11 protein-coding genes are annotated in these 13,750 nt (G+C 64.2%); 10 read left to right on the top strand and 1 reads right to left on the bottom strand.

The genetic code is table 11. From position 1 onward, the window contains the following. The first annotated feature begins 9 nt into the window (after positions 1-9). From HG262_RS23615 to lpxC, 4 genes are all read left to right on the top strand, one after another. On the top strand, positions 10-834 hold the full coding sequence (locus HG262_RS23615) for a cell division protein FtsQ/DivIB (RefSeq protein WP_169273337.1): 825 nt from the start codon (positions 10-12) through the stop codon (positions 832-834). Between the two features lie 4 nt (positions 835-838). After that, the gene (ftsA, locus tag HG262_RS23610) at positions 839-2,065 is read left to right on the top strand and encodes a cell division protein FtsA (RefSeq protein ID WP_006217473.1); all 1,227 of its coding nucleotides are present in this window, start codon (positions 839-841) and stop codon (positions 2,063-2,065) included. A 187-nt stretch (positions 2,066-2,252) separates the two neighbouring features. Continuing rightward, positions 2,253-3,437, top strand: a complete 1,185-nt coding sequence (gene ftsZ / locus HG262_RS23605; protein WP_035213763.1) for a cell division protein FtsZ — start codon at positions 2,253-2,255, stop codon at positions 3,435-3,437. A 238-nt stretch (positions 3,438-3,675) separates the two neighbouring features. After that, on the top strand, positions 3,676-4,599 hold the full coding sequence (gene lpxC, locus HG262_RS23600; RefSeq protein WP_006226269.1) for a UDP-3-O-acyl-N-acetylglucosamine deacetylase: 924 nt from the start codon (positions 3,676-3,678) through the stop codon (positions 4,597-4,599). Positions 4,600-4,793: 194 nt separating this feature from the next. Here the strand turns inward: lpxC and HG262_RS23595 are convergent, their stop codons facing one another. Further along, positions 4,794-5,201, bottom strand: a complete 408-nt coding sequence (locus HG262_RS23595) for a DciA family protein (protein WP_169273353.1) — start codon at positions 5,199-5,201, stop codon at positions 4,794-4,796. A gap of 127 nt (positions 5,202-5,328) precedes the next feature. On the opposite strand from HG262_RS23595, the gene HG262_RS23590 reads away from it, so the two are divergent. The 6 genes from HG262_RS23590 (at position 5,329) to HG262_RS23565 (ending at position 13,638) form a co-directional block, all read left to right on the top strand. Continuing rightward, positions 5,329-6,315: a M23 family metallopeptidase gene (locus tag HG262_RS23590; RefSeq protein WP_169273352.1), complete on the top strand. Its 987-nt coding sequence runs from the start codon at positions 5,329-5,331 to the stop codon at positions 6,313-6,315. A 176-nt stretch (positions 6,316-6,491) separates the two neighbouring features. Further along, complete coding sequence (gene secA, locus HG262_RS23585) at positions 6,492-9,227, top strand: preprotein translocase subunit SecA (RefSeq protein ID WP_169273336.1); 2,736 nt, start codon at positions 6,492-6,494, stop codon at positions 9,225-9,227. Positions 9,228-9,242: 15 nt separating this feature from the next. Beyond that, entirely contained in the window at positions 9,243-9,962 is a 720-nt protein-coding gene (locus HG262_RS23580) for a VOC family protein (protein WP_169273335.1), read from the top strand. Positions 9,963-10,145: 183 nt separating this feature from the next. Beyond that, a complete protein-coding gene (locus HG262_RS23575) occupies positions 10,146-10,901 on the top strand; it encodes a GntR family transcriptional regulator (protein ID WP_169273334.1) in 756 nt (251 codons plus the stop codon). A gap of 8 nt (positions 10,902-10,909) precedes the next feature. After that, the gene (locus HG262_RS23570) at positions 10,910-11,884 is read left to right on the top strand and encodes a tripartite tricarboxylate transporter substrate binding protein (RefSeq protein WP_248293474.1); all 975 of its coding nucleotides are present in this window, start codon (positions 10,910-10,912) and stop codon (positions 11,882-11,884) included. 59 nt (positions 11,885-11,943) lie between these two features. Next, positions 11,944-13,638, top strand: coding sequence for a thiamine pyrophosphate-binding protein (locus tag HG262_RS23565; protein WP_169273332.1), 1,695 nt, complete (start codon positions 11,944-11,946; stop codon positions 13,636-13,638). The last annotated feature ends 112 nt before the right edge of the window (positions 13,639-13,750 follow it).

Genomic DNA, 13,750 nt, shown 5'->3' with positions numbered 1-13,750 from the left:
GGATAATCCGTGTGGAACGACGCTCGCACTACCAACCTGATCGCCAACACGCTAGCCGTGCTGGCGGTTTGCGCCATGCTCCTGGCGGGCGTGGTGTGGGTAGCGCAGCGCCCGTTCTTCACGCTGTCGGCGATCGAGCTGGAATCCATGCCGGACACCGAGCTGCACTATGTGTCGCCGGGGGCGGTGCGGGCAGCGATTGCCGGCCGCTTCAAGGGCAACTTCTTCACGGTGGACCTGGACGACGCGCGCGAGATCTTCGAATCGGTGCCGTGGGTGCGTCATGCCACCGTGCGCCGGATCTGGCCCAATGTGCTGCGCGTCCGCATCGAGGAACAGCAGCCTCTGGCGCTGTGGAACGAGAACCAGATGATCAACACCTGGGGCGAAGCGTTCACGGCGAACACGGGCGAGGTGGACGACGAAACCGTACTGCCGCAGTTCTCCGGACCCGAGGGCACCGAGCCGCTGGTCGTGCAGCGCTACGCCGAATTGGCGCGCTGGTTCGCGCCGCTGGACATGCATGTCAAACAGTTGGAACTGAGCCCGCGCTACGCCTGGCGCGTCGTGCTGTCCAACGGCATGATGCTGGACCTGGGCCGCGATCCGGGCGCCGATGCGCCGGATCCGCATGGCTTGCCCGGCGCGCTGCCGTTCGCGGCTCGTATTCAACGCTTTGTGCAGGCGTGGCCCGCCGTGTCGGGGCGCCTGGAAGGGCGCACCATCACGCAGGCCGACCTGCGCTATCCCAATGGTTTCGCCCTGGCGCTGGCCCCGTTGCCCGCGTCGGAAGCCAAATCCAAATCCACACCGAAACCTCCCAAGAAACGCTAACGCCATGACCCGTGACATCAAGGACCTTATCGTCGCCCTCGATATCGGCACCAGCAAGGTGGTGGCTGTGGTGGCTGAAATTTTGCCCGAAGGGCGATTCGAAGTGCTCGGCCTTGGCCAGCACGAATCGCGCGGCATGCGCAAGGGCGTGGTCGTCAACATCGAGACCACTGTGAATTCGATTCAGCGCGCGCTTGAAGAAGCCGAGCTGATGGCAGATTGCAAGATTCGCGACGTCTACACCGGCATTGCCGGCAGCCATATCCGCAGCTTCAACTCCAGCGGCATGGTCGCTGTGAAGGACAAGGAAGTCACCGCCACCGACGTCGCCCGCGTCATCGAGACCGCCAAGGCGGTGAACATCCCGACGGACCAGCAGGTGCTGCATGTGCTGACCCAGGAATTCATCGTCGACGGCCAGGAAGACATCCGCGAGCCTATCGGCATGAGCGGCCTGCGCCTGGAAGTGCGCGTGCACATCGTGACGGGCGCGGTCAGCGCCGCGCAGAACATCGTGAAGTGCGTGCGCCGCTGTGGCCTGGAAGTGCAGGACCTGATCCTGCAACCGCTGGCCTCCAGCCTGGCCGTGCTGACCGCCGACGAGAAAGAGCTGGGCGTCGTGCTGGTCGACATCGGCGGCGGCACGACCGATGTCGCCATCTTCACCGGCGGGGCGATCCGCCACACCGCCGTGCTGCCGATCGCCGGCGACCAGATCACCAACGACATCGCGGCCATGTTGCGCACGCCGACGCCGGACGCCGAAGAAATCAAGCTGCGCTACGGCGTGGCCAAGCAGGTGCTGGCCAGCCCCGACGAGTCCGTGGAAGTGCCGGGCCTGGGTGACCGCGGCCCGCGCCAGGTCAAGCGCCAGGCGCTGGGCGCCGTGATCGAGCCGCGCGTGGAAGAACTGTTCACGCTGGTGCAGCAGGTCGTGCGCGATTCCGGCTATGAAGATCTGCTGGCGTCGGGCGTGGTCCTGACCGGCGGGTCGGCGCAGTTGCCCGGCATGATCGAACTGGCCGAAGACGTGTTCCTGAAACCGGTGCGCGTGGCGGTCCCCGAATACGAAGGCAGCCTGGCCGACGTGATGCGTAATCCGCGCTTCTCGACGGTGATGGGCTTGCTGCAGGAAGCGCGCATGCAACGCGTGCGAGGCCGCAAGGTCGCGGCGCAGACGGGCAATTTCAAGAGTCTGCTGGCGCGCATGAAGGAATGGTTTATGAATTAAAGGGTGCAGGTTGGGGCCTGCTCCTTGGCGTGACTCGCGGCGGTATTGCGGGGCACGCCAGAAAGAGGAGGCGTCTCAAACCCGTAGCGGACCTATGTAGTCGGCGTCGGCTTTGAGGCGATTCACAAAAGATAGGCTGTTGGGGAATTTTTGTGATTTGCAAAATCGGACTTGTGAGGGAGTCATCATGATGAACTTTGAGATGCTTGAGAACAACACCAAAGGGACCGTAATCAAGGTCGTTGGTGTGGGCGGTGCGGGCGGCAATGCCGTCGCGCACATGATTCGCAACGGCGTGCATGGCGTGGATTTCATCTGCGCAAACACCGATGCGCAAGCGCTGGCGGCAACCAATGCCCCGGTGCAGATTCGTCTGGGCCGTACCGGCCTGGGCGCGGGCGCCAAGCCCGAGCAGGGACGTGCGTCGGCTGAAACCGCGCGCGAGGAGATCCGTGCCGCGCTGAATGGCGCGCACATGGTCTTCATCACCGCCGGCATGGGCGGTGGCACCGGCACCGGCGCGGGTCCGGTCGTGGCCGAGGTGGCGAAGGAACTGGGCATCCTGACCGTAGGCGTGGTCACCAAGCCCTTCACGTTTGAAGGCAACAAGCGCCTGAAGATGGCCGAGGACGGTATCTCGGAATTGGCCAAGCACGTGCATTCGCTCATCGTGGTGCTCAACGAGAACCTGTATGAACTGATGGACGAGGACGCGACGCAGGAAGACTGCTTCCGTTCGGCCGACGATATCCTGCACAACGCGTGCGCGGGCATCGCCGAAATCATCAACGTCGAAGGCAACGTCAACGTCGACTTCGAAGACGTCAAGACGATCATGGGCGAGCAAGGCCAGGCCATGATGGGCACGGCATCGGCGTCGGGCGCAGACCGCGCACGCGTCGCCGCCGAGCACGCCATCGCTTGCCCGCTGCTGGAAGGCGTGGACCTGAACGGCGCTCGCGGCGTGCTGGTCAACATCACCGCCAGCCGCTCGCTGAAGATGCGCGAAACGCGCGAAATCATGGAAACGATCCGCAGCTACGCTTCGGACGACGCGACCGTGATCTTCGGCACCGCCTACGACGAGACGATGGGTGAAAACCTGCGCGTGACCGTGGTGGCAACGGGCCTGGGCCGTGCGCAAGCGCGTCCGCAACTGGTCCAGAACACCGCTGAAGTGCTCCGCACCGGTACCGACAACATGCCCATGGGCACGATGCCGGCCGGCCAAGGTGGCGATTACCGCAATCTGGACATGCCGTCGGTCATGCGCAATCCGCGCAGCCAGGCGTCTGCCCAGGTGCGTGCGCTGGAAAGCTCGGGCATGGATCATTTCGACATCCCGGCATTCCTGCGCAAGCAGGCGGATTGAACCAAAGAGCCTTCTACAGGCTCTGAACGCACTCCCTCATCTCCGGCTTGCCTGTCCCCGCGGGCAAGCCGGAGGCGGAGCGGTCCGTGTTTCCCTTGCACGGTTCTAATAAGGGACGGAGGTATCGGTCGATCCTGCGCGCTGATGGCGTCAAGGGTCGGACAGCGTTACAATACGTCAGTTACGCCGGCAATCTGTTCTCTTCGTGCCGGCTTCCTGGCTCTAACACCCAAGTCTCATGTTCCGACAGCGCAGCATTCAGAATCTAGTCCGCACGACAGGCGTCGGCGTCCACTCCGGACGGCGGGTAGAACTCACCCTGCGTCCGGCACAACCCAATACTGGCATCGTTTTCCACCGCGTGGACCTGCCGCAGGTCGTCGACCTGCCCGCGCAAGCCACTGGTGTGGGCGATACGCGCATGGCGTCCGTCCTGCAACAGGGCAACGTCCGCGTCTCCACGGTGGAACACCTCATGTCGGCGCTGGCCGGCCTGGGGATCGACAACCTGCATATCGACCTCACTGCCGAAGAAGTCCCTATCATGGACGGCAGTGCGGCAACGTTCGTTTATCTGTTGCGCTCGGCGGGCATCGTCGAGCAGAACGCGCCCAAGCAATTCATCCGCGTCAAGAAGACGGTGGAAGTGCGCGAAGGGGAAGGCCGCAACGAGAAATGGGCCCGCCTGGAACCCCATGAGGGCTACGCACTGGCGTTCTCGATTGACTTCCGCCATCCCGCCATCGATTCCACGGCCAATTTCGCCGAGATCGATTTCGCGACGCACTCGTATGTGCGCGAGATCGCCCGTGCGCGCACTTTCGGGTTCGTGAACGAAGTGGAAGCCTTGCGTTCGATGGGCCTGGCCCGCGGCGGCAGCCTGGACAACGCCATTGTCATGGACGAGTACCGCGTGCTGAACAGCGACGGGCTGCGTTACGACGACGAATTCGTGAAGCACAAGATCCTGGACGCCATCGGCGACCTGTATCTGTTGGGCAAGCCTTTGGTGGCGCGCTATGTGGCGTGCAAATCGGGCCACGGTCTGAACAACCAGTTGGCCCGCGCGCTGCTTGCTCAGCAAGACGCCTGGGAACTGGTCACCTATGAATCACAGGCAGAGGCGCCTCAGGCGTTCCGCCACGAGTGGAAGCTGGCCTGACGCCAGTCTGTCCCCGAACCTGAATGCCAGGGCCCGTTCCCGGACCGGTTCAGGTTCCTGCTTAAGGATGGCGCGGGTTGCCATCCTTCCGAGAAAAAGTCGCCATCCGGTTGCAAACCATTGGGCTATCTGCCCGAAAACTTGGTTTCGCTTCGTTTCCGGGCGCCTCTGGCGCCGGACAGAGCTGGATCGATTCAGCTACTCTTGTGATGCCTCAAGAGCTTGGCGACCGCGTCGGCCAACGGGCCGGGGCGCAAGTTGTCACGCAGCGTCTCGAAGGCTCCCAGCGCTTTGTCCCCCAAGGGCTGCGCCTCTTTGGGAGGGCGCGGCTGACGGGCACCGGGCTTCGGTAACCCCGCTTGTACCTTGACGGCAATTTCGTTAAGGTTCCAGCCTTGGTCTGCCAAGGTTCGCGCGATGCGCGGCGCCAATTGACGCATCTTGGCGGCATGGGCGGCACTGGGCACCACCAGATGCAGGCACTGGTTTTCCAGTTTCCCCACCTGGCAGACAGCACCCAGCGGGGCGGGCAGAACCGCCGCCACCGCATACTGAATTTGTAAGTGCTTGCGGGCAGTCGCCAGTACCCCGGCGCCTCGCATGTCATGACCCAGCCATCCCAGTGCGGTATTTTCTTTCCGCCGGCTGGAACTGGAACGTTGACGGGTTGAAGCAGGTCTATTCATCCCGGCTCTAAAGAATTAGGAAGCAACCTTGAAAATCGTGATTATGCACGCCCGCGACGGGCGGGACGGGCATTTCACCCTGGGAGGCGCGCGACTGGCGTTGTTTCTAGGGGCCGCGCTCGTCACGGCAGCCATCTTCGGCGCCGCACTACAACGATACCTCACTCCGATGCTGCCCACCGTCCAGACCGTGGGCTGGCCATTGGGCGGACAACCGGGGCGTGACACCGATTTCCTGCGTGGAAACATGAACCTGCTGGCCGCCAAGGTGGGCGCGTTGCAGGCCAAGCTGGTCAGCATCGACGGATTGGGCCAACGTGTGGCCAAGGTGGCGGGCGTGGCCTATACCGACCCGGAACTGGCCAAGCAATTGGCTGTGGCGCAGCCCGAAGCGCTGACCCAGCCCGAAGCCACCCAGGTCATGGACGACCTGTTCACTGACCACCCGCCGCCCAGCGCGGCATCGGCCGAAGCGCTGGGCCGCCAATTGGATGAAATCCAGGCGCGGCTGTCGCAGCAGTCCGACAACCTGAAATTGCTGGACGCGGCGCTGACCAAGCGGTCGGCGGACCAGGCGCGCATGCCCACCGCCATGCCGATCACCGACTACCCCTACCTAAGTTCTTCTTACGGCTGGCGCCGCAACCCGGTGACGGGCCGTACGGCCATGCATGAGGGGCTGGATTTCGCGGCTCCATCGGGCACGCCGATCCTGGCGGCTTCGGGCGGCGTGGTGCTGGAAGCCAAGTTCCAGCCGGGCTTCGGCAATATGGTCGAGATCGACCATGGCGACGGCTTGATCACGCGTTATGCGCACGCGTCATCACTGCTGGTCAAGCAGGGGCAATTGGTGGACCGCGGCCAGCAAGTGGCGCGCGTGGGCAGTTCGGGCCGTTCGACGGGTCCGCACCTGCACTTTGAAGTCCGCCTTGCCGGACAGCCGCTGGACCCGCGCTTGTTCCTGGGCTCGCAGCAGCATGCCCCGCCTGCGGTGGCGCAGGCCACGGCCACTGAACCTGCGGCGCGCTGACCGGTCCAACAGGACAATGACAGCACCCTGGTCATAGATCCAGGCTATTACGCTCCAGGTGCGTTAAACTGGTTCGTTTCCCAGCGGACCCCCGCTCAACCAATAACATCAAAGTCACGGGTGACGCTGCCCTGGCCCTTTGCAGGCGCGGCGTGGCACGTGCGGCCGACATACGCATGGTTTCTCTGCTCAAAAAACTCATAGGTAGCCGCAACGACCGGCTGCTTAAGCAGTATCGCAAGCTGGTAACCCAGATCAATGGGCAGGAGCCCAAGATTTCCGCGCTTTCCGATGCGGAGCTGGCGGCCAAGACTGACGAATTCCGATCCCGATACGCCCAGGGCACCACGCTGGACGACCTCTTGCCCGAAGCGTTCGCCGTTGTGCGCGAAGCCGGCAAGCGGGTGTTCGGCATGCGCCACTTCGACTCCCAACTGCTGGGCGGCATCGCGCTGCACAGCGGCAAGATCGCCGAAATGCGCACGGGGGAAGGCAAGACGCTGATGGCCACGTTGCCCGTCTACCTGAATGCGGTCGCCGGCAAGGGCGTGCACGTGGTGACGGTGAACGATTACCTGGCCCGCCGCGACGCCGAATGGATGGGGCGCCTGTACCACTTCCTGGGCATGACCACCGGCGTGGTGGTGCCGCAGCAGCCCAACGACGAGAAGAAGGCCGCCTACGCCGCCGACATCACGTACGGCACCAATAACGAATTCGGCTTCGATTACCTGCGCGACAACATGGAATACCGTGTTGAGGACCGCCGCCAACGCGTGCTGTTCTACGCCATCGTCGACGAAGTGGACTCGATCCTGATCGACGAAGCCCGCACGCCGCTGATCATTTCCGGCCAGGCCGAAGACCACACCGAGCTCTACATCCGCATGAACGCGGTGCCGCCGCTGCTCAAGCGCATGGCCAGCGAGCCCAAGCCGCAGGAGCCGGAACCCGAAGGCGACTACTGGGTCGACGAAAAGAGCCAGCAGGTCTACCTGTCCGAAGCCGGGCACGAAAACGCCGAAGCCATCCTGGCCCGCCTGGGCATCCTGCCGGAAGGCGAGTCGCTGTACGACCCCCGCCACATCGCGCTGATGCATCACCTGATGGTGGCTCTGCGCGCCAACAACCTGTTCTTCCGCGACCAGCAGTACGTCGTGCAGGACGGCGAGGTGGTGATCGTCGACGAATTCACGGGCCGCCTGATGGTGGGCCGCCGCTGGTCCGATGGCCTGCACCAGGCCGTCGAAGCCAAGGAAGGCGTGAAGATCCAGCACGAGAACCAGACGCTGGCGTCCATCACGTTCCAGAATTACTTCCGCATGTATGAAAAGCTGTCCGGCATGACCGGCACGGCCGACACGGAAGCGTACGAATTCCAGGAAATCTACGGGCTTGAAACGGTCATCATCCCGACCAACAAGCCCATGATCCGCAAGGACCAGAACGATCAGGTCTTCAAGACCGATCCGGAAAAGTACAACGCGATCCTTGAAGACATCCGCGATTGCCACGAGCGCGGCCAGCCCGTGCTGGTGGGCACCACCAGCATCGAAAACTCCGAGCTGCTGTCGGGCCTCCTGACAAAGGCCAAGCTGCCGCACGAAGTGCTGAACGCCAAGCAGCACGCCCGCGAGGCCGAGATCGTTGCCGAAGCCGGCAAGCCGGGCCACATCACCATCGCCACCAACATGGCAGGCCGCGGCACTGACATCGTGCTGGGCGGCAGCGTCGACAAGCAGGTCGACCTGATCCGCGCCGACGAATCGCTGTCGGAAGCCGAAAAGGCCGCACGCATCGAAAAGGTGCGTGCCGAGTGGAAGCCGCTGAACGAGCAGGTCAAGGCCGCTGGCGGCCTGCGCATCATCGGCACCGAGCGCCACGAATCGCGCCGTATCGACAACCAGCTGCGTGGCCGTGCCGGCCGCCAGGGCGATCCGGGCTCGTCCCGTTTCTACCTGTCGCTGGAAGATTCGCTGATGCGCATCTTCGCGGGCGACCGCGTGCGCGCCATCATGGAACGCCTGAAGCTGCCGGAAGGCGAGCCGATCGAGGCGGGCATGGTGACGCGTTCGATCGAGACGGCGCAGCGCAAGGTGGAAGGCCGCAACTTCGACATCCGCAAGCAATTGCTGGAGTACGACGATGTGGCCAACGACCAGCGCAAGGTGCTGTATTCCCAGCGCAACGACGTGCTGGAAGCGGCCAGCGTGGGCGCCACCGTGCAGAACCTGCGCGACGCCGCCGTGACTGAGCTCTTCAACACCTACGTGCCGCCGGAATCAGTGGAAGAGCAGTGGGACGTGCCGGCGCTGCAGAAGGCGCTGGAAGCGGACTGGCAGCTGCATCTGCCGCTGACCGAGATGCTGGAGAAAGAAGCCAGCCTGACCGACGAGGACTTGCGCGAGCGCGTGGTGGCAGCCGCCCGCGACGCCTACCAGGCCAAGGTCGATCAGGTGGGCACGGAATCGTGGTCGCAGTTCGAGCGTTCGATCATGCTGCAGGCGATCGACACGCACTGGCGCGAACACCTGTCGGCGCTGGATTACCTGCGTCAGGGCATCCATCTGCGCGGCTATGCGCAGAAGAACCCCAAGCAGGAATACAAGCGCGAAGCCTTCGAACTGTTCTCGGGCATGCTGGATCGCATTCGCGACGACGTCGTGCGCGTGCTGATGACGGTGCGCGTGCAGTCCTCGGAACAGGTCGAGCAGGCTGAAGCCGAAGCTGCCCAGCCGCATGTGCAGAACGTGCAATACCACCACTCTGATTACGACGAAGCGCTGGCCCAGTCTGAATCGGATGAGGGCGCGCAGCCGGTGCGCAATGCGTTGCCGAAGGTCGGCCGCAACGACCCGTGCCCGTGCGGCAGCGGCAAGAAGTACAAGCAGTGCCACGGCAAGCTCGTCTGACCTGGGGATAACGCCATGCTGCATTCCGTCGGCCGTACCGAATTCGACCACGCCGTCGTCATGGTGCGCGACCGGCTGGATGCGCTGGCGCCGCACTTCGAGCGCCAGGGCTTTCACCTGAGCGACAAGGCGGTGCATAACCTGGGGTCGTGCAATCGGCTGATCGTGCTGGAAGGCACGTATGTCGAACTGCTGGGCTGGCCGCCGGGGGCGCCGCCTGCTCGCCGCGAAATCGCCGATTCGCCGTTCGGGCTGGAAGCGCTGGTGTTCCGCACCTATGACGCCGAAGCCACCTACGAACGGCTGAAGGCAGCGGGGTTCGCCGTGAACCCCGTGCAGGAACTGACGCGTCCCGCCATGCTGGACGGCCAGGAAGTGCAGGCCCGTTTCCATACCGTGCGTTTTGCCGAGCAGCCCTTGCCCGGTATCCGCATGTATTTCTGCCGCCATTTAACGCCCGAATGCGTGTGGTCACCCGATTTGATGGCGCACCCCAATGGCGCGCGCAGCCTGCTGCGCATCGATGCCCGTTCGGCGGATGCGCGGGCGGTGGCTGAGCGCCTGGCCTTGGTGGCCGACGTCGCGGCCGAATCCGCTACCGGTGGCTGGGATGTGCCGTTGGCCAATCTGCGCATCCACGTGCAGCAGGATGCCGCGGCCACGACGCCGACGCTGACTACGCTGACGCTGGAAAACCGCGACGGCGCGCACTACACACTGGATACCGGTCTGTAATTCATCCCGGCTTATCCAGCGTTCATCCGGGCCCGATGGGGCCCGTTTTCATTTTTCCTTTGGCTTGTCTTCTCGCAATGAGGGCGGGCGTTTGCTGGCTCACGTCCGGGCAAACCCGAGTTGTCGGGCAAAGTGTATGCACTTTAGTATGCACTTCATGTTCCCTGGAAAATGTCCCGCGGCATGACGCAAACCCCTTCAGCTATCCGACCTGCCGCCCGCACGTCCGCCGGCCAGGCCGAGCTGTACGGCGCGGTGAAGGCCATGGCGGTGCGCTTTGAATTCAAGCCGGGCGAACGCATCAACGAGGTCGAGCTGGCGCGGCGCCTGAATGTCAGCCGCACGCCGCTGCGCGAGGTGCTTAACCAGTTGATGGTGGAAGGATTCCTGACCCGCTCGGTCAACCGGGGCTTTATCGCCCGCCTGTTGGACGCCAAGCAGATCCATAGCCTGTACGAATACCGCGCCGTGCTGGAGGCCGGCATCGTGCGCGCCGCGTGTGAGCGTGCAAGCGATGAGGAACTGGCCAGCCTGCGCCAATTCGTCGAGCGGTCCCGCGATGTGCCCGAAGACAGCGACGCGACGCGCCTGCTGGAACTGGACGAGGCCTTCCATCTGCAGCTGGCCCGCCTGTCGCGCAATGAAGAATTCGTGCGCGCGCTGGAAAGCGTCAACGCCCGCATCCATTTCGTGCGCTGGATCGATATGCAGCAGGGCCGTCGCAGCCATACGCAGGGCGAGCACCTGCGCATCGTGCAGGCGCTGGAGCAGCGCGACATCGACGCTTTGTCCGGATTGATGGGCACGCATATTGGCCGCCGGCTGGACCAGATCACTGACGTGATACGCACAGGTTTTTCAACGATTTACATGCGGGACCAGGCCGAACCCGCCACGGCAGCGCCGGCCAACACCATGACAACAGGGGAAAAACAATGACTCACACGATGAAGCGGGTACTGGCGGCGCTATGCGCGACAGCCGCGGCCGGGGGCGCCATGATCGCGGCGCCGGCCGCAGCCGAAGAACGACCACTGATCCTGGTGGTGCCATACCCGCCGGGTGGCAGCACGGACATCCTGGCCCGAATCTTGCAGCCACGCCTGTCGCAGCAATTGGGCGGACGCGCGGTGGTGGTGGAAAACCGCCCGGGCGCAGCCAGCCAGATCGCGACAGCCTTTGTGGCCCGCGCCGAACCTGACGGCAACACGTTGCTGGTCAGCTTCGACAACCATGGCATCAATCCCGCCGTGAAGTCCAAGCTGCCGTACGACACCTTCAAGGATTTCGTGGCGATTTCGCAGACCGTGCGGTTCCCGCTGGTGATCGGCGCGAACCCCAGCGTGCCTGGGGATAACCTGAAGGCGTTCCTGGCGGCTGCCGCCAAAGAATCGCCGAACAAATTCAATTACGCGTCCACGGGCGTCGGTTCGCTGAACCACCTGGCGCCTGAAGAACTCAAGCGCTTGTCGAAAGTGGAATTGCTGCATGTGCCGTACGGCGGTGGTGGCCCGGCCATCCAGGCCGTGGTGGGCGGGCAGGCCAACATGACGTGGCTGAGTTTCGCGGCGCTGCGCGGCCAGATCCAGGCCGGCAAGATCAAGCCGCTGGCCGTGGCGGGTGAAAAGCGCCTGCCGGAACTGCCCAATGTGCCAACGGTGGCCGAGTCCGGGTTCCCGGGTTTCGTCGCCTATTCGTGGAGCGGCATGTTCGCGCCGAAGGGCACGCCCGACGCGACGGTGAAGAAGCTGACCGTGGATTTCAAGGCCGTGCTGGCCGACCCGGAAATCAAGAAGAAGGTCACCGAGGCGGGCTTTGAGATCGTGGCCTCTGATGGCCCGGCGCTGGATGCGTATGTGAAGTCGGAGTACGACCGCTGGAGCGCCTTCATCAAGAGCAGCAACATCAATCTGGATAACTGAGTGGCGGACGGCCGGGCGGCTCAGCGCCCGGTCCCGTCCACGATACACGTGGAGATGACATGGAAAACCTGACCGGCGCCGAAGCCATGGTGCGGATGTTGCAGCACAACGGCGTCAAACATATTTTTGGCCTGTGCGGCGACACCAGCCTGCCGTTCTACGATGCGCTGTACCGCCTGGACCACGGCATGCAGCACATTTTGACGCGCGATGAGCGCAGCGCCGGCTACATGGCCGACGCCTATGCCCGCGTCACCGGCAAGGTCGGCGTATGCGAAGGCCCCAGCGGCGGCGGCGCCACCTATCTGCTGCCAGGTCTCGTCGAAGCCAACGAGTCGTCGATTCCCGTACTGGGCATCACGTCCGACGTGGCGGTGGGTTCTCGCGGCAAGTACCCCTTGACGGAGTTGGACCAGGAAGCGATGTACCGTCCGCTGACGAAGTGGAACCGTACGATCGACCGGGCGGATCAGATTCCGGGTATGGTGCGTGCGGCATTCCGCGCCATGACCACCGGCAAGCCTGGTTCGGCGCACCTGTGCTTTCCGTATGACGTGATGAAGCAGCAAGTGGACGCGTCCGATGTCTGGGCGCAGCCCGAGCACGGCCAGTTCCCGTCGATGCGCTTCGCGCCCGACCCTGCGGATGTGGCGCGTGCCGCGCAGCGCTTGATCGGCGCACGCGCGCCCGTGATCATCTGCGGCGGCGGCGTGGTCATCGCTGGCGCCTGCGGCGCCTTGCAGACCCTGGCGGAAACGCTGAAAGCGGCGGTCTGCGTGACGGTCAGCGGGCAGGGCAGCCTGGCCGACACGCATCCGCTGAATGCCGGCGTGGTGGGCTCCAACGGCGGCGTGATGGCCACGCGCGACGTGGTGGCCGCGGCCGACGTGGTGCTCTTCGTGGGCTGCCGCGCCGGGTCGACGTCGACCGAGCACTGGCGCTTCCCGAACCGCGACGTGCCCATCCTGCACATCGATATCGATCCCATGGTGATCGGCGCCAACTACCTGACCGAAGTCGGTCTGGTGGGCGACGCCAAGCTGGCGCTGGAAGCGCTGGGCGCCGAGGTGCAAGCCCGTCTGGCGCACCGGAATTCCGACGCCGTGGACGGCGCGGTGCTGGCCGGCCGCGCCAAGGCCGCCCGCCTGGCGCAGCTGGAACCGTTGGCCAACAGCCTGGATGCGCCAATCCGCCCCGAGCGCGTCGTGCAGTCGCTGAACCGCCTGCTGCCTGACGATGCGGTGGTCTGCGCGGATCCCGGCACGCCTTGCCCGTACTTCTCGGCGTATTACGACGTGTCCCGCCCTGGCCGCCATTTCATCACCAACCGCGCACACGGCGCATTGGGCTTTTCGATGTCGGCCGCGCTGGGCGCGTGGGTCGGCCGGCCGCAGTCCAAGTGTGTGTCGGTGATGGGCGACGGCAGCTTCGGCTTTACGGTGGGCGAGCTGGAAACCATCGTGCGGCACAAGGCGCCGCTGTTGATGATCGTGTTTTCGAATTCGGTCTACGGTTGGATCAAGGCCAGCCAGAAGGCAGGCTACGACCAGCGCTACTACAGCGTGGACTTCAACCGCACCGACCATGCCCGCATTGCCGAAGCCTATGGCGTGAAGGCCTGGCGCGTGGAAGATCCGGCGAAGCTGGACGCCGCCATCAAGGCCGCCATGGAGCATGACGGCCCCGCCCTGATCGACGTGGTGGCGCAGCCCCTGCAAGACGCGGCGGCACCGGTCAGCCAGTGGATGGGTTGATCGAAAGCGCATCGCAAAGGGCCCTTCGGGGCCCTTTTTTTCGCCATGGTCTTTGGCGTCGCAGGATGGGCAGAGCCAAAAATTCAATTCCGAAGCGCGGCGGGCGCTCCTA

The sequence above is a fragment of the Achromobacter sp. Bel genome, from assembly GCF_012928505.1.
Lineage (GTDB): Bacteria > Pseudomonadota > Gammaproteobacteria > Burkholderiales > Burkholderiaceae_B > Achromobacter.
The sequence above is the reverse complement of the archived record's forward strand: the minus strand, read 5'-3'. Positions and strand labels throughout refer to the sequence as shown.